The sequence below is a fragment of the Amycolatopsis oliviviridis genome (assembly GCF_014654365.1).
GTDB lineage: Bacteria > Actinomycetota > Actinomycetes > Mycobacteriales > Pseudonocardiaceae > Amycolatopsis > Amycolatopsis oliviviridis.
This window is the reverse complement of the sequence record NZ_BNAY01000003.1, coordinates 136183-155257: the sequence shown is the minus strand read 5'-3', so window position 1 is coordinate 155257 and position 19075 is coordinate 136183. Positions and strand designations below refer to the sequence as shown.

Below are 19075 nucleotides of genomic sequence, written 5' to 3'. Positions count from 1 at the left end.
GGCAAGCAGGGACCCTACCCAGCGCTTATGGCTCGCGTGCAGGTAATCCCCGAAGTGGGTCTTGAGCGGGGCTGGGACCGTGGCGATATGGTCGCTCCTCATGAGAGCAGTCCGCCGGTTCACCGTCCGCGCGAGCCTGCCGGAGTCGCTCTCCGGCCTCGGTGAGCTCGCCACGAATCTGCGCTGGACCTGGCATCCGCCCACCCGCGACCTGTTCGCGTCGATGGACGCGGAGCTGTTCAACCGCGTCCGCGATCCGCTGCGGATGCTCACCGCCCTGCCCCCGGCCCGGCTCGACGAGCTGGCCGTCGACGACGCCTTCCTCGCCCACGCGCGCGAGGCGGTCGCCGATCTGGACCGGTATCTCGCCGAGCCGCGCTGGTACCAGAAGCAGGACGACGCCGATCTCCCCCCGGCCGTCGCGTACTTCTCGATGGAGTTCGGTGTCACCGAGGCGCTGCCGAACTACTCCGGCGGCCTCGGCGTGCTCGCCGGGGACCATCTCAAGGCCGCGTCGGACCTCGGCGTGCCGATGATCGGCGTCGGGCTGCTCTACCGCGCCGGGTACTTCCGGCAGGCGCTGTCGCTCGACGGCTGGCAGGTCGAGCACTACCCGGTGATCGACCCCAACGCCTTCCCGCTGGAGCTGCTGACCGACGGCGGCGAGCCGGTGGTGGTCGACGTCGCCATGCCCGCCGGACGGACGTTGCACGCGCAGATCTGGAAGGCCCGCGTCGGCCGGATCCCGCTGCTGCTGCTCGACACCGACACCGAAGCCAATGACGAAGACCTGCGCGCGGTCACCGACCGGCTCTACGGCGGCGACGCGGACCACCGCATCCGGCAGGAGATCCTGGCCGGGATCGGCGGCTTCCGCGCGGTGCGGCGCTACTGCGAGCTGACCGGGCATCCGCAGCCGAAGGTGTTCCACACCAACGAAGGCCACGCCGGTTTCCTCGGGCTGGAACGCGCCCGCGAGATCATCCAGGCAGACGGGCTGGCGTTCGACGAGGCGCTGCCCGCCGTCCGCGCCGGCACCGTGTTCACCACGCACACGCCGGTCAGCGCCGGTATCGACCGGTTCCCCGTCGACCTCGTCCAGCGGTACTTCACCGACGGCAGGCTGGTCCCGGACGTCGACCCGCGCCGCGTGCTCGCGCTCGGCGCGGAGGACAACCCCGGCCTGTTCAACATGGCGCATATGGGCTTGCGGCTCGCCCAGCGCGCGAACGGCGTCTCCGCGCTGCACGGCCGCGTGTCGCGGAGGATGTTCTCCCGGCTGTGGCCCGGATTCGACTTCGACGAGGTGCCCGTCTCCTCGGTCACCAACGGCGTCCACGGCCCGACCTGGGTGGCGCGCGAACTGAGCGCGCTGCTCGGGCGCAACCACGAGGAGCTGGGTCTCGACGGCGCGCAGGGGAAGCCGCTGCGCGACGGCGTCACCGACGAGCAGCTGTGGGCGCTGCGGCGTGAACTGCGCGAGAAGCTGGTCGCCGAGGTGCGGCGCCGGGTGCGGGCCGCGTGGATGCAGCGCGGCGCGTCCGCGCTCGAACTCGGGTGGACCGACACGGTCTTCGACCCGGACGTGCTGACCGTCGGGTTCGCGCGCCGCGTGCCGACGTACAAACGGCTGACGCTGATGCTGCGCGACCCGGAGCGCCTGCGCGCGCTGCTGCTGGACGAGCGGCGCCCGATCCAGCTGGTCGTCGCGGGCAAGTCGCATCCGGCCGACGAGGGCGGCAAGCAGCTGATCCAGCAGATCGTCCGGTTCGTCGACGATCCCGAGGTACGGCGCCGCATCGTCTTCCTGCCGGACTACGACATGTCCATGGCGCGCTACCTCTACCGCGGTTGCGACGTCTGGTTGAACACGCCGGTGCGGCAGCTGGAGGCGTGCGGGACCTCGGGGATGAAGTCCGCGCTCAACGGCGGTCTCAACCTGTCCATCCGTGACGGCTGGTGGGACGAGTGCTACGACGGCAGCAACGGCTGGGCGATCCCGACCGCGGACGGCGTCACCGACCCGTTGCGCCGTGATGAGCTGGAGGCCGCGGCGCTCTACGACCTGCTGGGTCACCAGATCGCGCCGCTGTTCTACGACCGCGACGCCGGCGGTGTCCCCGGAGGCTGGCTGTCGATGGTGTGGCACACGCTGGAGAGCCTCGGGCCGCGGGTGCAGGCTTCGCGGATGGTGCGCGAGTACGTCGAATCGGGGTACCTGCCCGCTTCCCGGATGGTCGCGGAGGCGACCGGTGACGGGTATCGCGGCGCGCTGTCCCTGGCCGACTACCGGACCAAACTCGACGTCTCCTGGCCGCGGGTGCGGATCTTCGACACCGAACTGCTCGTCGAGGACGCCGCGCCGATGGTCACCGGGACCGAGGTGACCATCCGGGCCCGGATCGACCTCGCCGGTCTCGATCCGTCCGAAGTGGACGTTCAGGCCGTCGTCGGGAAGGTGGGCGACGGGGACGAGCTGAGCGAGCCGCTCACCGTCCCGATGTCCGGCGACGGGATCGGCGCGTTCGCCGCGCGGCTGAAACTGCCGCGTCCCGGCTCGATCGGTTACACCGTTCGAGTGCTGCCGAAACACCGTCTGCTGGCCACTTCGGCGGAACTCGCCCGAGTCGTCCACGCGTAGGCCTTCGTCAAGCCGGTACCGAACAAAAGAAACCGTCGATTCTCGATTTCCGCCGAACAATGCGGAACAGGCAGGTGAAATACACTTTGCCGGGCCGATCCTGAATCGCGGAGGAATGGTGGCTTCGGCGAAAGAGACGAGAACATCGCGCAGGGCCAAGGACCGGTTGCACCACATCCACGCCCGCGCCGGGATCCAGCAGGACGGGCTGCGCCGGGCGCTCGGCCCGGAATTGCGGGCCATCTGGGGAGTCGCCGAGGACGCCGAGCCTGGCCGGGTGCGCGAGATCGTCCTTTTGCGGCTGAACCGCGTTCTCGAGCGGTTCGCCGATCCGCTCATGCCGGAAATCGTCTGGACCGCCTACAACCTCGGCGTGGATCCGGTGAACGGCGGGGCGGGCATGGTCGGCCGGATCAGGACGATGGTCAAACGCGGCCGGGTGGCGGTTTCCGAGCGGACCTGCACCCGCCGCTTCTATGACTTCCTGGGGACCGTCAAGAACAGCTTGGACGGTTTCCAGGAAGACCTCACCGGCGAGGACTTCAGGGTCGCTTCGCGGTGGATCTCCGGCAACGTCCGGCCGGAACGGGACCAGACCGACGGCGCCCTGCGCGACCCCGTCCCTTCGGTCATGCGGATGTTCCTCGACGGCACGGTGTGGGGTCCGGCCGACGAGGCGGGCGCGCCGGTCCCGGCCCGCCTCGGCGCGCACGGCGACTGGCTCTGCGTCTTCACCGACGAGCGCCTCCTGGCGGAGTACCGCGCGCTCACCGGCGCCGGCTGGGCGCGGATCCGTCCCCGGACCGGCCGCGAGGTCGTGCTCGCGGCCGCCAGGCGTGACGTGGCGACGGGTGTGCTGGTCAACCCCAGGCCGACGCGGGGCTCCGGGATCCACGCGGCGCTCCCGCTCTCCCCGGATTCGATCGCGCGGCTGGCGATCCGCCGCTAGGGCGTCACGGGACGGCGGGCGTGCCGCCCTCGCGGACCGGGAGACCCGCCGAACGCCAGGCACGGAACCCGCCTTCGAGATCGGTCGCGCCGGGCAGGCCGAGCCGCTGAAGATCGGCGGCGGCCAGGCTCGACGAGTACCCCTCGTTGCACACGACGATCACCGTCGAGTCCGGTTTCACCTCGGGCAGCCGCCATTCGCTGTCCGGCGCGAGCCGCCATTCGAGGTGGATCCGCTCGACGACCACCGAGCCCGGGATCTCGCCCTCTTCGACCCGGTTGACGTGCGGGCGGATGTCCACGATCAGGGCACCGTCACGCTGCAGCCGCTGTGCCTGCTCGGGCTCCGCCCGGTTCAGTCCGGACCGGGCGGCGGCCAGCAGTTCTTCGATCGCGCTCATGCGCCCAGTATCGGGGCCAGCGAGGGGATCTCGGCGGGAACTTCGGCGAGCGTGCCGTACTCCCGGGTCGCGACCAGCGGCGGCGAGTAGGCGTGGACGCTGGCGGCGGGCTCGGTGCCGATGCCGGTCACCTGGTGCGCGCGCCCCGCGCCGAAGCCGATGCCTTCGCCCGCGACGTGCGTGCGGCGCCGGATCGGGCCGCCCGGGTAGCGGTACTCCTCGCCGAGTTCGCCCTGCAGCACGGTGAACGAGCCGGACGCGCCGCCGTGGTCGTGCGGTTTGGTCTGCTGGCCGGGCAGCCAGGACAGCAGCCACAGTTCGACGCCGTCGGTCAGCGCGAGCCGCGCCCACCATCGGCGGTCCTCGTCGAAGCGCAGCAGGCCGCGCAGGCCCGCGGTCAGTTCGGTGGTGACGGTGGAGGTCAGGTCGGCCAGCTCCCGCGGCGTCCAGAGCAGGCGCTCGGGGTGCAGCAGTTCGGGCAGCAGCGGGTCGACCAGCTGCGGGTGGATCTCGAAGTCCTGACGGGACGAGACGGACGTGGTCACGGTGAGGCTCCTCGTGAAGGTTCGCGGGCTCGGAAGACAGGGCCGAACGCGGCGCGACACGGGAGACCCCGGCACTCAGGGGTGCCGGGAAACAGGCGGGATTCAGCCGTGTCGCGCGGTGGTACACCCGGACGAGGCGACGAGGAGCAGGTCGATGGTGCGACGGCGCCAGAAAGAGCCCCCGATGACGGGGAAGGCGGCGGCCACGGACCTGATCACGTCTCCGATGTTGCCACAGGCGGGGCTCCGGGGGTTATTCCGGAGAGCTCCGTCTCACTCCCTGGACCAGCCGCTTTCGCCCGAGCGGCGGCCCGGTGCACACGCGCGCGCCTGTGCGGACACAATGGGCGCGTGAGCGAGCCGATCCAGCCCAGCGAACTTGACGACCTCGTGGTGAGGATGACCGGTGTCGGGGTCCGCCGAACAGGCAACGACCTCCTCGCCGACCTCGACTGGACCGTGGAACTGGACGAGCGCTGGGTGGTGCTCGGCCCGAACGGCGCGGGCAAGACCACCCTGCTCCGGCTGGCCGCGGCCGAACTCCACCCGACCTCGGGAACGGTCGACCTGCTCGGCGACCGGATCGGCAAGGTCAACATCTTCGAGCTGCGCCCGCGGATCGGGTTCACCTCGGCCGCGATCGCCCAGCGGGTGCCCGCCGAGGAGCGCGTCCTCGACGTCGTGGTGAGCGCCGGGTACGCCGTCGTCGGCCGCTGGCGTGAGGAATACGACAGTCTCGACACCGACCGCGCCCGCGAACTGCTGGCCGCGCTGGGCATCCCGCACCTGGCCGAGCGCACTTTCGGCACGCTGTCGGAGGGCGAGCGCAAGCGGACCCTGATCGCGCGTTCGCTGATGACCGACCCGGAGATGCTGCTGCTCGACGAGCCCGCCGCCGGACTCGACCTCGGCGGCCGCGAGGATCTCGTCGCGCGCCTGTCCGAGCTGGCCCTCGATCCGGAGGCCCCGGCGATGGTGCTCGTCACCCATCACGTGGAAGAAATCCCGCCGGGATTCACCCACGCGCTGCTGCTGCGCGACGGCCGCGCGGTCGCGTCCGGTCTCGTGGACGACGTCGTGACCAGCGACAACCTGTCCAAGACGTTCGACCAGGACCTCCTGCTCGAACGGTCCGGTGATCGCTTCTTCGCCCGACGGCGTTGACGGGTCGTACTGACCGGTAGCCTGCAATCTGTCGTTGTGGACGGCCCGTTGAGGAGGACTGGCGTGGGAGAGTTCGTAAGCCTTGAGGTCGAAGGCGGGGTCGGCACGATCAGGCTGGACCGCCCGCCGGTCAACGCGCTGAACAACCAGGTGCAGGCCGAGCTGGCCGAGGCGGCCCGTGAGGCCTCCGAGCGCGACGACGTGCGCGCGGTGATCCTCTACGGCGGCGAGAAGACCTTCGCGGGTGGCGCGGACATCAAGGAGATGGCCGAGCGCACCTACCCCGAGATCGCGAAGTTCGGCGCGGCGCTGACCGCGTCGCTGGCCACCATCGCGAACATCCCGAAGCCGGTCGTCGCGGCCATCACCGGCTACGCGCTGGGCGGCGGCCTCGAACTCGCGCTGACCGCGGACCGCCGGATCGCCGGCGACAACGTCAAGGTCGGCCAGCCGGAGATCCAGCTCGGCGTCATCCCCGGCGCCGGCGGCACGCAGCGCCTCGCGCGGCTCATCGGCCCGAGCAAGACCAAGGACCTCGTGTTCACCGGCCGCTTCGTGAAGGCCGAAGAGGCGCTGGCGCTGGGCATCCTCGACGAGGTCGTGGCGCCGGACGACGTCTACGCCGCCGCGCACAAGTGGGCCTCGCAGTTCGCGAACGGCCCGGCCGTGGCCTTGCGCGCCGCGAAGGCCGCCATCGACGGCGGTCTCGACACCGACCTCGCGAGCGGCCTCAAGCTCGAATCCCACCTCTTCGCCGCGCTCTGGGCGACCGAAGACCAGCGCAACGGCATGAAGTCGTTCATCGAGAACGGCCCGGGCAAGGCCACCTTCGAGGGGAAGTAAGCACGATGACCCAGGTGAACGACCCGGCGCCGAACCCGCACGCCACCGCCGAAGAGGTCAAGGCCGCCTTCGACGACCCCAAGCTCGCCAACGTGCTCTACCACGACTGGGAAGCCGGGACCTACGACGAGAAGTGGTCCATCTCCTACGACGAGCGCTGCATCTCCTACGCGACGGACGTGTTCAACGCCGTCGCCGGTGAGGACGGCCAGCCGTACCCGACCGCGATGGAACTGGGCAGCGGCACCGGATTCTTCCTGCTGAACCTGATGCAGGGCGGGGTGATCAAGAAGGGGTCGGTCACCGACCTCTCGCCCGGCATGGTCCAGGTCGCGCTGCGCAACGCCGAGAACCTCGGCCTCGACGTCGACGGCCGGGTCGCCGACGCGGAGCGGATCCCCTACGAAGACAACAGCTTCGACCTCGTCGTCGGGCACGCGGTGCTGCACCACATCCCGGACGTCCGCGCGGCGTTCGCCGAGGTGCTGCGGGTGCTGAAGCCGGGCGGCCGGTTCGTCTTCGCGGGCGAGCCGACGAAGGTCGGCGACTTCTACGCGCGCAAGCTCGGCCAGATCACGTGGTACCTCACCACCAACCTGACCAAGCTCCCGGTGCTGAACGGCTGGCGCCGCCCGCAGGAGGAACTCGACGAGTCCTCCCGCGCGGCCGCGCTGGAAGCCGTGGTCGACATCCACACGTTCGACCCGTCCGACCTCGAGTCGATGGCCCGCGGCGCGGGCGCGCAGGACGTCCGCGCGGTCACCGAGGAGTTCGCCGCCGCGCTCGCGGGCTGGCCGATCCGGACCTTCGAAGCCGCCGTGCCGCAGGAGAAGCTGACCCTGCGCTGGCGTTTGTTCGCCTACCGCCTGTGGCTGCGGCTGTCCGCTTTGGACAAGAAGCTGCTCGCGAAGGTGCTGCCGCGCGAGCTGTTCTACAACGTGATGATCACCGGTACCAAGCGGCCGTAGTCCGTGCCGTATCGGTTCACCCTCGACGACGTCGCCTTCCTGCGCTCCGGTGCGGGAAGCGCGGCGCTCGCCGAATGCTCCTCCCTGCCGCTGACGGACAAGACCCGCATCGCCGACGTCGCCACCGTCCGCCGGATCGCCCCCGGCCACGCGGCCGCGGTGCTGGAAACGGTGGTGCTGCGGCGGAAGTCGTCGTCCAAACTGGACTCGGCGGGCTCGTGGCTGTACACCGGCGACGCCCTTCAGCAGGCCAGCGCCACGCTCGTCGCCCGGCACCGGGCGTCGCGGCTGGCGGGCCGCGACGTGCACGACGTGACGTGCTCCGTGGGCGCGGACCTCGTCGAGATCGCCCGCGTCGCCGCCAGGGCGGTGGGCTCGGACCTGGACGAGGTCCGGCTGGCGATGGCGCGGCACAACGCCTCCGACGCCGGGGTGTCGCCCGTTCTGGTGCGGGCCGACGCGCTGCGGCCGGTCAGCCGGTCCTCGGTCGTCGTCGCCGATCCGGCCCGCCGTGACTCCGCCGGGCGCCGGTCGTGGAAGCCCGCCGATTTCCTGCCGCCGCTGGACGGCCTGGTCGAGGCGTACGCCGGCCGCGAGCTTTCGGTCAAATGCGCGCCGGGTCTGGATTTCTCCATCGCGCCCTGGGCGGACGAGGTCGAACTGGTCTCTTTGGACGGTCAGGTCCGTGAGGCGTGCCTGTGGCGCGGTGCCGGTTCGACGGTGTCCCGGCGCGCGACGGTGTTGCGTTCGGACGGTGCACAGTGGACGGTCACCGACGCCGATCCCGACGGGATTCCCCTGCGTGAGCCGGGAGAATGGATCGTCGATCCCGACGGCGCCGTCGTCCGGGCCGGACTGGTGCGGCACTACGCGGCGCGGCACGGCCTGTGGCAGCTCGACGAACGCATCGCGTACCTGACCGGGGACGTTCCGCCACCGGGAATCCGGGCGTTCCGGGTGTTCGAGCACGGACCGTACAGCGAGAAGAATCTTCGTGTACTGCTGAAAAAACACGATATCGGTCGGCTGGAGATCCTCGTCCGGGGTCTCGACATAGACCCGGATGCCTTGCGGCGCAAGCTGAAACCCCGCGGTGGTGAAGAAGCTACTTTGGTACTGACCAGAATCGGCCGTTCTGGAGTAGCGTTCCTTTGCCGCGCACAGCTGACGTGAGGAGCAAGTCCATGAGCCGGTTCACCGGTCTGCTGAAACTGGCCGCCGCCGCGGCCGCCGGAGCCGTCCTCGCGGGCGGTGCCACCGCCATCGCGAACACCGACGACGCCACTTGGCGGCGCGGGCACGAGCCCGCGAACATCGGCCAGGTCAAACTCGACGTCAAGGCCTACTACGGCGACGTCATCGGCAGTGACGGCAAGCACCGGTACTCGGACGGCAGCCGGTTCGTTTCGGACACCAAGCGCCAGGTCGAGGACGCCAAGCGCTACCTCGCCCGGCGGCTGGACCGCGGGGTGAAGAAGCCCGCCGTCGTATTCGACGTCGACGACACCGCCGAGGTCACCTACGGCTGGGAGGCCGACAACGACTTCGGCTTCGACCCGGTGAAGCAGCAGGAAGCGATCGACAAGGGCACGTTCGTGGCGAACAAGCCGGTGCTGGAACTGGCGAACTGGGCGGCGCAGCGCGGCGTCGAGGTCTACTTCCTGACCGGCCGCAACGAGTTCCAGGGCCCGCAGTCGCTCAAGAACCTCGCGAACGAGGGCTACCCGGCGCCGGCGGGCGCGTTCTTCAAGCCGAAGACCACCGCGCCGGACTACCTGCCGTGCGGGCTGACCTGCACCACCGTCCAGTACAAGTCGGGCACGCGGAAGCACATCGCCTCGACCGGCGCGACCATCCTGGCCAACTTCGGCGACCAGTTCAGCGACCTCGAAGGCGGTTACGCGGAGTTCCCGGTGAAGCTGCCGAACCCGATGTACTACCTGCCCTGACGGAATATCCGCGCGGGCGGTGTCGCTGTGCCTGGTAGCGGAGAAACCCCCGAGGGAGCTGATCCATGCCTGACAAGAAGGTGTTGAAGCCCAGCGCGAGCCACCCGATCACGGTGGCGCCGAACAAGGCGCGAGTGGTCGTCACGGTCGGTGGGAAGGTCGTGGCGGACAGCGCGAACGCGCTCACGCTGCAAGAGGCGAACTACCCGCCGGCGCAGTACATCCCGCGCGCCGACGTCGACTTCGACGTGCTGGAGAGGACCGAACATTCGACGTACTGCCCGTTCAAGGGCGACGCGTCGTACTACAGCATCCGTACCGGCGACGGCGTCGCCGAGAACGCCGTCTGGACCTACGAGGCGCCGCACGACGCGGTCGCCGAGATCAAGGACCACGTGGCGTTCTACCCGTCGAAGGTGGACGCGATCGAAGAGCGCTGACTGCCGCCCTACGCGGCGTGCAATGAAGGGGCCTTTCATAGCAAATTTTGCTATGAAAGGCCCCTTCATTGCAGATGAGGCTGGTTCTTCTGGATTGCGGTCACGCGAGGTGATTGATCCGGTCCCCGTCGGCGGCGAGCGAGGTGTCGGGTTCGATCCGCCAGGCGTCGAGGCCGGGCGCCTGGAGAAGCGCGTCGATCAAGGCTTCCTCGCCCGCGACGAGCGTCGAATCGGAGTCGACCTCGGTGGCCACGCACCACGCGCGGTCGTCCGGCCAGAACAGGTTGGGGGACTGCGCCTCGAACCAGCTCGGCCGGGGCCGCCAGCCGAGTTCCGTCGCCGAGGCCAGCGGTCCGGTGAACACCAGGTAGTCGCGTCCCGGATGGCGCAGGCGCGGCGCGTCGAGGTGCTCGCGGGACAACGTGGTCTCGTCGGCCCAGCCGTAGCCCTCCCATAGGCAGAACCAGGCGTCCGAAGCGGTCGTGTGGTCGCCGAGGACGGCCAGCAGCGCGGTGAGGGTGTGCGACGGCAGAGTGCCGCGTCCCGGCGGGGAACCTCTCCAGAGCGAGCCGGTGAGGTTCACCGGATCCGGGGAGCCGACGAGCGCGTGCCACTGCATGGCGCCGTGGGCGCGCCGCCCCGTTTCGGCTGCGGTTTCGCGCCAGCTCGCCCAGCCGCCGCGGTCGCGTTCGGCGGGGTGGCAGAGCCGGGCGTAGGCGGCGTAACCACGCGGGACCGTGCGGCAGGCCGCGCCGAACGCCCCGCCGAGCCTGGAGGAGATCCAGCCGGCGGGGGACGGGTCGAGTACCGGCCGCAGCACGACGGCAAGTCTTCAGGAAGATCAAGGGACGCGCATCTTGTCGTGCTTGCCGTTCTTGTCGGTGGGCGGGGGCATACTGCCGGGCGTGGGTGTTCCGCTGCGTCGCCGTTCGGGCCGTTCGGTGTACCGCGAAGCCAGGCCGGTCGCGAAGGTGGCCGGCGTGGTCGAGAGCGCTTGGACGGGCTGGGTGGGGTGCAGCCGTCCGCTGCGGGTGTTCCCGGACGGTTGCGTGGATCTCGTCTGGGACGGGCGAGCGCTCGCCGCGGTCACCACGGTGCGCGGCGTGCTGCGGCATGACCTGCCGTCGGCGGAGTGGACCGTCGGGCTGCGCCTGCGGTGCGGCGTCGGTGGTGCGGTGCTGGGGCTGCCGATGACCGACCTGACGGCGGAGGCCACTCCGCTGCGCGATCTGTGGGCAGGCAGCGCCGGACGTGCCGAATCCAGGCTGGCCGAGTGCGGGAAACCGGACGAGGCACGGTCGGTGCTGGAGGAGCTGGTCGCCGAGAGGCTCCGGGACGTCGAGCTGGACGGCCTCTCGATCGCGGCCGCTCGCGCGTTGCGTTCGCCCGGTGCCCGCACCGATCGGGTGGCGGCGGAGCTGGGCGTCAGCGAGCGCGGGCTCCGACGTCACGTAAGGCACGAAATCGGCGGCGGCCCCAAGGAACTGCAGCGGGTCTTGAGGTTCCGCCGGTTCCTCGACCGGGTCGAGGCCGTCGCTCGGGACCATTCGTCACTTGCCGACGTCGCCGCCGAAGTGGGCTACGCGGACCAGTCGCATCTCGGGCGCGAATGCCGCCGGCTGTCGGACGCCTCGCCCGGCGCGCTGGTGCGATCGTGGACTGGCCGAAACGTTCCAGACTGAGACACGCCGTCGAGGCGAAGATCGGGACGTGCTCGAACCTTTCCGCGTCACCATCGACATCCGCACCGACGATCTCGACATCAACGGCCATGTCCGCGGCCCCGCCTACCTCGCGTACGCCGACCACGCGCGCTGGGAATGCGTGTGGGCGGCCGGGGTGGACCCGCTGGCGCTCAAAGCGGGGAACCTCGGCCCGGTCAACCTCGAAACGACCATCCGGTTCCGCCAGGAGCTCCGGGCCCGCGCGCGGATCGACGTCCTGACCCGGTTCGTCTGGGAGCCGGGCAAGGTGTCGCGGGTGGTCCAGGAGTTCGTGGCACCGGACGGTGCCGTGGTGGCCGAAGTCGAAAGCCTGTCCGGGTTGCTGGATCTCGACCGTCGGCGGCTGGTCGCGGATCCCGGGCAGTACTGGCGGAAGTACGCGGTGCGGCCGGAGGTTCTCGGCCTGACTTGATCACCTGCCGATTCGCCGTTGGTAGAGGCTGGTGGGCCACCTCGCCTCGGGCGGGTCCGCCACGTGCTCGAATCCCGCGCGTTCGTAGATCGCGCGCAAGGCGGGATTGTCGCGCGTGGCCGCTACCCGGACGAATGTTTTTCCCCGCGCCGCGGCCCTCTCCCCGATCCAGTCGACGATCCGGATTCCGAGCCCGGCCCCGGCCGCTTCCCTCGCGACCGCGAGACGGCCCACGTAATAGGCCGGTTCCGTGGTTTCGCCCCAGAGATCCGGCTCCGCTTCCGTGACCACTCCGGTCGCGATCGACCTGTCGAGCCGGGTGATCAGCAGTGCCTCGCCCCGTTCGATCTGGTGGCTCACCGATTCCCGAGGGAAGCGTGGCGGCCACTGGTGGATTCCGCGCCCGGCCAGCCAGGCGGCGGCCTCGGCGAGGAGGTCGAGCACCGTGTCTTCCTCACCCGGGTTGGCCAGGCGGATGGTGGTGTCCAGGGTGAGCGGCTCGGGGCCGGTGAGGATCGGCATGGCTCCGATGATGCCCCGGTCCGGGGTGGCGGTGGTTGGATGTCTGTGGTGAGGGAAGCCATCGACGAGAATCTCGTACGCAAGCTGATCGCGGCACAGTTTCCCTGCCCGCATCGCTTCCCGGTTGCCTACAGCCGTCCCCGCGTTGCTTGGGGCGGGACGGCCTTCCGAAAGCTATTCATGGCCGTGGTCGGTGTATCGCTGGCTGCCGGGCGAACCTCCGCGACCGGACGCGCTGGGGCATCCCGTGCTGTTGGCCGAAGACCTGGCCGAGTTCGTGCTGGCGATGCGGAGCATCCCGCTCACAGACGCGCCGAGGGCATACCGCGGCGGGCCGCTCGCGGAACTCGATGCGGCGACCCGGTCGGCGATCGAACGTTTGCGCGCTATCCCGGAGGAGGCCGTCGATTGTGACGCCGTCCTCGCGGTCTGGGAAAAGGCGTCGCGAATCCCGGACCGGCAGGACCGGCCGGTGTGGCTGCGCGCCGACCTGATGCCGGGCAATCTGCTGGTGGTTGGTGATCGGCTCTCCTCGGTGATCGACTTCGGCTGTATGGGGGCGGGTGATCCGGCCTGTGACCTGTTCCCGGCGTGGAACCTGTTGCCCGCGGACGCGAGGGAGGTCTTCCGAGAGGCGTTAGCCGCGGATGAGGCGACCTGGGGCCGAGGCCGTGCGCGGACGCTTTCGCAGGCGTTGATCGCGTTGCCGTACTACCGGAACACCAACCCGGCGATGGCGGGCAATGCGCGGCACGTGATCCGGGCGGTTCTTCGGGAAACCGCTTGATGCGCTGCTTACGGTTGCGGCATGACAAGGATGTTCCGGCTGGCCGAGGTGACCGCCGCCAACTTCGACGCCGCGATCGAGCTGAAGGTTCATCCTGATCAGGACCATCTGGTGGCGCCGGTCGTGAAGTCCCTGGCCGAGGCATACGTGTACCCCGGCGTCGCGTGGCCCCGGCTCATCTTCGACGGAGACCGCCGAGATCCGCCGCAGGGGTGGTAACCGCATGACCACCACCTGGCATCCGGGCGAAGACGGCCCCGAGGGTTTCTACCTGGGGCTTGGATTCGTCCCGACGGGAGAGACGAGTGGTGATCAGACGGTCGGAGAGTTTTTGCTGGGCTAGGAATTCCGCCGCCAGAGGCTTCGCGTGGGTCGGCCTATGTCCGTAGGTTCATGGTGTTGCGGCGGGGTTGTCCGGTGGGGTCGAGGTAGGTGGGTGCGGTGAATTCGGGGAGTCCGTCTTGGGCGATCCGGACTTTCCATTCGCTGTGGTGGATCAGCCGGTGGTGTTTGGTGCAGAGGAGTACGAGGTTGTCGATTTTCGTTTCTCCGTGGTGTCGCCAGAAAACGATGTGGTGGGCGGTACAGCGTGGCACCGGCATGTCGCAGCCGGGGAAGGCGCAGCCTCCGTCGCGGATGGTCAGCGCGTATTTCTGAGCTAACGACACTGTTCGTTTTGAGCGGCCGATGTCGAGGGGTTCGCCTGCGGTACCGAGAACACCGGGCCGCACGCGGGCATCGCAGGCCAGGATCCGGGCATCGGTGGCGCTAATCGGCCCCACCAGGTCCAGGTGTGCCTCACCGATATCCCGGATGAGATCGTCGTAGGACATGGTCACCAGGATGTGCGTTGCCTCTCCGGCTTGGCCGGGCAAGTTCCGGCTGGTGGTCTTGAGCCGTACGTAGTCGGTGAAGGCGTCCCCGTAGCGTTCGTCCTGGGTGCGAGGGTCGCGGACTCCGTCGATGGCTTTGTGCGGTTTGGCCATCGGGTCGAGGTCGGATTTCAGTCGTGCGTAGGTTTCCAGGTCCAGGGTGGCTTTGAGGCCGAGCGTTCCGTCGCGGTGCTTGACGAACCGCAACTCCGGCCGGACATCCTTCGGGTCCTCGTTGCGGGGTTCTTGCCCGTCGGGGTCGAGCTTGTCCAGGAGCCGTCGCCCGGCTCGGGCGATAGCACGTGGTCCGGCGTGACGAGCGAGGTCGACGAGGATCTTCTCCCCGCCCCGCACCTCCTCTTCCGGTACCCACGACGGGATCCGGGCGAGGGTGCGGATGATCGCGTCGATCTGCGACCCACCGATCGCCCCCTCCGCCGAAGCCACAGCACTCAGAGGCGCCAAAGGCGGAACAGGATCGCCACCGACAGACGGGCCGGGATACAAAGCCAGGACCCGATCCGCACGGTCTTTGGCTTCTTTGTCAGTCACGTGGAAGTCTTCGTAGATCATCGCCGCCAACGTCGAATGCCCGCTGCATCCCCGAACCCCGCGCGTATTGATCTCCGCGAGGATCGCGTTCTGCTCGGCATCCAGCTGACGCTTGAGGACTTCCAGTTCCTGTTTGCGGGCATGCAACACAGCCGTGTCGACGCGCCACCACTCGGTGCGCGTCGTCTGGGGTCTGTCGCTGCTGGCCACGTAAACAACGGTACTCGTGGTCGAACACCTGTGCTATAGCATATTCAGACTATATCGCACGCGCGAAGTGTCCTTTAAGGCGACGAAGTCCTTTAAAAGCGTGCAGTCTGGAAGCCGGATGCGCGACAGGCCGACCGTGTGCTGACGTCGTCCCCGAGCCCCGTATGGGCCTACGCATGGAGGTAGCGGCTACTCGGCCACCAGAGATCGGCACACACCGTCTCTCGCATTCACTCATCCCTCGTCGTGGGATGACGCCTCCATGCGGTGCGCTCGACCCCGGGCGTGCCAAGACTTTGTGCGCTCTTTTCGGTGATCGTTCCGCGTCCTCCTGTCGGCAAGACGATGGGAAAGGACCGCATTTGACCGGCTTCAACGACCAAGTGATCAGTGAATTCAGGCAGAACAAGGGAAAACTCGGTGGCATGTTCGAGGGGTGGAAGCTGATCCTGCTCACCACCACCGGCGCCAAGAGTGGTGAACGGCGTACGAATCCCTTGGGGCACCTCGAAATCGACGGCAAGACCGTCGTCGTGGCGTCGAACATGGGGGCGTCGCGGCATCCTGGGTGGTACCACAACATCCGGCACGATCATCGGGTCACGATCGAGACGGGGACTGAAAGCTACGAGGCGATCGCGGCCGTTCCGCCCGCGGCGGAGCGTGACGCGCTGTTCGCGAAGGTCATCGCCGAGGACCCGGGATTCGCCGAGTACCAGGCGAAAACGATACGCGAGCTGCCCGTCGTGATCCTGCATCGGATCGACGATCGGGTGCGGGGGATGGGGGACTTCCTGGTGGAGGTCCACGAGTGGCTGCGGGAGGAACTCAAGACGTTGCGCGCCGGGGTCGACGACCTGGTGGCCGGCCGCGCGGATTCGCTCACCATGGAGAAATCCCTGCGTGCGCACTGTGTTTCGTTCTGCGAGGCGCTGACCAAACATCACACCGGCGAGGACATGGGCGCGTTTCCGATGCTGGCGCAACGGTTTCCCGCGCTCGCGCCGAGGTTGACGAAGTTGGGTGAGGACCATGTCGTCGTCGCGTCCCTGCAGAAGCGAATCCGTGAACTCGTCGAGGGCTACGTTCACGGCGAGAGCGACCCGGTCCGGTTGCGCGACGACTTCGACGAGCTCGCGGGCAAGCTGGAAGCACATTTCGCCTACGAAGAACGAACCGTCGTCACGGCGCTCAACGTGACGGCACCCGGCTGATCGAGGTGGACGCCCTGGGGCTTCGGCCCCGGGGCGCGGCCTTGCCAGCACGGGAACCTTCGGCCGACGCCGTTCGTTGAACGAATGGTCCAACGTTTTGGGTGTCGTGTTGTCCAAGCACGCTCGCGCAGAATTCGTCGCGGGCATGCCTTTTCGTGCGCCGCGTCGTGAATCAGGCTTCCGTAGCTGACACAAGCCCCTGCCCTCGACCAGAAACGGCGACATGACCTCGATTTTGAGACCCCCGGACAGTGAAGAGCGGCGTGCACCGCAGCCCTTGATGTCCGGGGAGCAGTCCCGCACCGAGAACCTCCTCGTCAAGCTGTTCGCGGTGGTTCCCCTGCTGGCGCTGGCCGCCTCCGTCCCCTTCGCGTGGGGCTGGGGACTCGGCTGGGTGGACCTCGGCCTGGCCGCCGGGTTCTACTTCCTGACCGGCCTCGGCGTGACCGTCGGTTTCCACCGCTACTTCACCCACGGCGCCTTCAAGGCCAACCGCAGCCTCAGGATCGGCCTCGCGGTCGCGGGCAGCATGGCCATGCAGGGCCCGGTCATCGGCTGGGTGGCCGACCACCGGCGCCATCACGCCTTCGCCGACCGCGAAGGTGACCCGCACTCCCCGTGGCGGTTCGGCACCAGTCCGGCCGCTCTAGCCCGCGGCTTCTGGCACGCCCACATGGGCTGGCTGTTCGAACGTGAGAAGACCAACGCGCGAAGGTTCGCCCCGGACCTGCTCGCCGATCGCGACATCGCGCGGGTCGACAGGCTGTTTCCGCTGCTCACCGTGGTGACCCTGCTCGCGCCCGCCGTCCTCGGCGGCGTGATCACCCTGTCGTGGTGGGGCGCGGTCACCGCGTTCTTCTGGGCGAGCCTCGTCCGTGTCGCGCTGCTGCACCACGTCACCTGGTCGGTGAACTCGCTGTGTCACCTGATCGGCGACCGCCCGTTCGCCGCCCGCGACAAGTCCGCGAACTTCTGGCCGCTCGCCATCGCCTCGATGGGCGAGTCGTGGCACAACTCCCACCATGCCGACCCGACCGGCGCCCGGCACGGCGTCCGCCGCGGCCAGCTCGACATCTCCGCGCGGCTGATCTGGCTGTTCGAGAAGGCGGGCTGGGCGACCGAGGTCCGCTGGCCGAAGGCCGGCCGTCTCGGCCGCAAGCTCAACCCCGGCCACACCCTGTCACTGCGCCGGAGCGCCTGAGCCGTTCGCGATCGCGTCGATCAGCTCCGGCCCGTCGGAGAACGCCGGGTCGTTGTGATCGGCACCGCGGACTTCGACCGTCTCGGCGCCTGCCGCCAGCGCCACGTCCCGGCTCTGCTCGGCCGGGACGATCGAGTCCGCGGAGCCGTACACGACGGTGACCGGTGCTTTCACCCGCGCGACGTGGTCCCGCGTCGGGAACTCGTCCCGCAGCAGCCACCGGACCGGCAGGAACGGGTAGTGCCGTTGCCCGACCGACGCGAGGTCGACGAACGGCGAGCGCAGCACCAGCGCGGACGGCGGACGTTCGGTGGCCAGTTCGGTGACGACCGCCGAGCCGAGGCTCTCGCCGAAATACACCAGCGGCGCCCCGGCCTCACGCACCAGGAATTCCTGGGCTGCGCGGACGTCGAGGGCGAGCCCGTCCTCGGAGGGCTCGCCGGGATTGCCCCCGTACCCGCGATAGTCCAGGAGCAGCACCGAGAGCCCGCGTGCGGTCAGCGCGCGGGCCAGCGGCGCCCGGTACGACCTGTTCCCGGCGTTGCCCGGCGCGACCAGTACGGCCGCCTTCGCGGAGGCGACCGGGAAATACCAGCTCGCGAGGCGCAGCCCGTCCGAGGTGGCGAGCGTGACCTCCCTGCCGCCGGGCAGGACGTCGGCGGCGCCGGGCAGTGGACCGCTCTCGGGGAGGTAGATCAGCTTGCGCTGAAAAGCGAACGCCCCGGCGAAGACCACACAGACGATGGTGACCGCCACCGCCGTCCCGATCACCATCCGCTTGCGCATGCCTCCATCATGCTCATCAGGCGTCCGGTTCGCGCTGTTCGGTGATCGCGCCGGCGACCACCGCGACCACGACGCACAGCGCGATGACGACCTCGGCCCACAGGAAGGCCGTGTAGTCCAGCAGTGAGCCGATCGGTGGCGAACCCGGGGCCAGATTGCGGAATCCGGCGAGCGCGAACAGTGTCGCGGCCATGAACCCGAACGACGGCCACACCAGGCCCTTCCTTCGCGCGATCAGATGCCGCGCGCCGAAGAAGACCGCGATGGCCAGGCCCCACATGGTGATCATCATGAACAGGGCGAAGACCAGCACGCTGGTGGAGCGGCTGAACCGGACGTCGAGGCCGCCCTGGTCCTCCGCCGCGCGATAGTCCTTGACGGAGAAGGAGAACAGACTGTCCACTTTGTCCAGTGTGAACAGTACGGGGGCGGGTTCCCCGCCGTGGACGGCCGCGAACTCGATCCGTGCCTCGTAGCCGTCGAACGGGTAGTCCGTGACGGTCCCGCCGGTCAGTGCGATCGGGATGTCGAGACTGGAGATCCGCTGGTGCGCGGGGAAGACGCGGTCGTCGCGAAGACTGGAGGAGGTCAGCAGCCGCAGTTCGGCGGTCGGCGCGACGCCGTCGTCCTCCCCGAATCGCCCGAGCGGGACGACCAGCACGCGCAGCACGGCCTCCCGTGCGGCGGCGTCCACCTTGAGGACCGACGCGTTGACCTCGATCCGGTCCGGGGCGTGCGAGCCGGCCCAGTGCCCGGTGTCGCCCGCGGTCCGGTCCGCGGCGTACAGCCACAGGCCGAGCCCGGCGGCGATGACCACGGCCAGCACGGGAGCGACGACCTTGAACACCGGCGTGATCTTTGGCATGGCGGCCATCGTGGCAGGCCGGGGCCGGTTC

Annotated in this window: 21 protein-coding genes; 14 read left to right on the top strand and 7 right to left on the bottom strand. The window is 69.2% G+C overall.

The annotated features are described in order from the left end of the window. The first annotated feature begins 100 nt into the window (after window positions 1-100). Together glgP and IE302_RS13780 are read left to right on the top strand one after the other, a co-directional pair. Window positions 101-2641 carry an alpha-glucan family phosphorylase gene (gene glgP / locus IE302_RS13785; protein WP_191254921.1) on the top strand — a complete coding sequence of 847 codons (2541 nt, stop codon included), beginning with the start codon at window positions 101-103 and terminating at the stop codon, window positions 2639-2641. 115 nt (window positions 2642-2756) lie between these two features. Then, window positions 2757-3590, top strand: coding sequence for a hypothetical protein (locus IE302_RS13780; RefSeq protein WP_191254920.1), 834 nt, complete (start codon window positions 2757-2759; stop codon window positions 3588-3590). A gap of 4 nt (window positions 3591-3594) precedes the next feature. Here IE302_RS13780 and IE302_RS13775 read toward each other — a convergent pair whose 3' ends face one another. Together IE302_RS13775 and IE302_RS13770 are read right to left on the bottom strand one after the other, a co-directional pair. Further along, window positions 3595-3990: a rhodanese-like domain-containing protein gene (locus tag IE302_RS13775; protein WP_191254919.1), complete on the bottom strand. Its 396-nt coding sequence runs from the start codon at window positions 3988-3990 to the stop codon at window positions 3595-3597. Beyond that, entirely contained in the window at window positions 3987-4535 is a 549-nt protein-coding gene (locus IE302_RS13770; RefSeq protein ID WP_191254918.1) for a cysteine dioxygenase, read from the bottom strand. Before IE302_RS13770 ends, IE302_RS13775 begins: the two co-directional genes overlap by 4 nt. 351 nt (window positions 4536-4886) lie before the next feature. Here IE302_RS13770 and IE302_RS13765 point away from each other — a divergent pair, with 351 nt between their 5' ends. The 6 genes from IE302_RS13765 (at window position 4887) to IE302_RS13740 (ending at window position 9899) form a co-directional block, all read left to right on the top strand. Beyond that, window positions 4887-5699: an ABC transporter ATP-binding protein gene (locus IE302_RS13765; RefSeq protein ID WP_191254917.1), complete on the top strand. Its 813-nt coding sequence runs from the start codon at window positions 4887-4889 to the stop codon at window positions 5697-5699. 63 nt (window positions 5700-5762) lie between these two features. Then, a complete protein-coding gene (locus IE302_RS13760; protein WP_005167845.1) occupies window positions 5763-6542 on the top strand; it encodes an enoyl-CoA hydratase/isomerase family protein in 780 nt (259 codons plus the stop codon). Between the two features lie 5 nt (window positions 6543-6547). Continuing rightward, window positions 6548-7510 (top strand): class I SAM-dependent methyltransferase, encoded by a 963-nt coding sequence (locus tag IE302_RS13755; RefSeq protein WP_191254916.1) that lies wholly within the window; start codon window positions 6548-6550, stop codon window positions 7508-7510. 3 nt (window positions 7511-7513) lie between these two features. Then, entirely contained in the window at window positions 7514-8683 is a 1170-nt protein-coding gene (locus IE302_RS13750; RefSeq protein ID WP_191254915.1) for a class I SAM-dependent methyltransferase, read from the top strand. An 11-nt stretch (window positions 8684-8694) separates the two neighbouring features. Beyond that, on the top strand, window positions 8695-9459 hold the full coding sequence (locus tag IE302_RS13745; RefSeq protein WP_191254914.1) for an HAD family acid phosphatase: 765 nt from the start codon (window positions 8695-8697) through the stop codon (window positions 9457-9459). 65 nt (window positions 9460-9524) lie between these two features. Next, the gene (locus IE302_RS13740; RefSeq protein ID WP_191254913.1) at window positions 9525-9899 is read left to right on the top strand and encodes a DUF427 domain-containing protein; all 375 of its coding nucleotides are present in this window, start codon (window positions 9525-9527) and stop codon (window positions 9897-9899) included. Window positions 9900-9999: 100 nt separating this feature from the next. Here the strand turns inward: IE302_RS13740 and IE302_RS13735 are convergent, their stop codons facing one another. Beyond that, window positions 10000-10719, bottom strand: coding sequence for a hypothetical protein (locus IE302_RS13735; RefSeq protein ID WP_191254912.1), 720 nt, complete (start codon window positions 10717-10719; stop codon window positions 10000-10002). A gap of 85 nt (window positions 10720-10804) precedes the next feature. Here IE302_RS13735 and IE302_RS13730 point away from each other — a divergent pair, with 85 nt between their 5' ends. After that, window positions 10805-11581 (top strand): helix-turn-helix domain-containing protein, encoded by a 777-nt coding sequence (locus IE302_RS13730; protein WP_191254911.1) that lies wholly within the window; start codon window positions 10805-10807, stop codon window positions 11579-11581. Between the two features lie 28 nt (window positions 11582-11609). Further along, on the top strand, window positions 11610-12035 hold the full coding sequence (locus IE302_RS13725) for an acyl-CoA thioesterase (RefSeq protein WP_191254910.1): 426 nt from the start codon (window positions 11610-11612) through the stop codon (window positions 12033-12035). Here IE302_RS13725 and IE302_RS13720 read toward each other — a convergent pair whose 3' ends face one another. Beyond that, window positions 12036-12557: a GNAT family N-acetyltransferase gene (locus IE302_RS13720; protein WP_191254909.1), complete on the bottom strand. Its 522-nt coding sequence runs from the start codon at window positions 12555-12557 to the stop codon at window positions 12036-12038. A gap of 124 nt (window positions 12558-12681) precedes the next feature. Between IE302_RS13720 and IE302_RS13715 the strand changes: the two genes are divergently transcribed. Both IE302_RS13715 and IE302_RS43185 read left to right on the top strand, forming a co-directional pair. Beyond that, window positions 12682-13344 (top strand): aminoglycoside phosphotransferase family protein, encoded by a 663-nt coding sequence (locus IE302_RS13715; RefSeq protein ID WP_308436867.1) that lies wholly within the window; start codon window positions 12682-12684, stop codon window positions 13342-13344. Window positions 13345-13365: 21 nt separating this feature from the next. Next, window positions 13366-13563 carry a hypothetical protein gene (locus IE302_RS43185; protein ID WP_308436866.1) on the top strand — a complete coding sequence of 66 codons (198 nt, stop codon included), beginning with the start codon at window positions 13366-13368 and terminating at the stop codon, window positions 13561-13563. 158 nt (window positions 13564-13721) lie between these two features. On the opposite strand, the gene IE302_RS13705 is transcribed toward IE302_RS43185, so the two are convergent. Next, a complete protein-coding gene (locus IE302_RS13705; protein WP_229907758.1) occupies window positions 13722-14978 on the bottom strand; it encodes an HNH endonuclease signature motif containing protein in 1257 nt (418 codons plus the stop codon). A gap of 362 nt (window positions 14979-15340) precedes the next feature. Here IE302_RS13705 and IE302_RS13700 point away from each other — a divergent pair, with 362 nt between their 5' ends. Continuing rightward, complete coding sequence (locus IE302_RS13700) at window positions 15341-16192, top strand: nitroreductase/quinone reductase family protein (RefSeq protein ID WP_191254908.1); 852 nt, start codon at window positions 15341-15343, stop codon at window positions 16190-16192. Window positions 16193-16472: 280 nt separating this feature from the next. Continuing rightward, a complete protein-coding gene (locus IE302_RS13695; RefSeq protein ID WP_373307969.1) occupies window positions 16473-17393 on the top strand; it encodes an acyl-CoA desaturase in 921 nt (306 codons plus the stop codon). On the opposite strand, the gene IE302_RS13690 is transcribed toward IE302_RS13695, so the two are convergent. Both IE302_RS13690 and IE302_RS13685 read right to left on the bottom strand, forming a co-directional pair. After that, window positions 17373-18179: an alpha/beta hydrolase gene (locus IE302_RS13690; RefSeq protein WP_191254906.1), complete on the bottom strand. Its 807-nt coding sequence runs from the start codon at window positions 18177-18179 to the stop codon at window positions 17373-17375. The genes IE302_RS13695 and IE302_RS13690 overlap by 21 nt on opposite strands. 16 nt (window positions 18180-18195) lie before the next feature. After that, the gene (locus IE302_RS13685; protein WP_229907757.1) at window positions 18196-19044 is read right to left on the bottom strand and encodes a DUF4436 family protein; all 849 of its coding nucleotides are present in this window, start codon (window positions 19042-19044) and stop codon (window positions 18196-18198) included. Window positions 19045-19075: the final 31 nt, after the last annotated feature.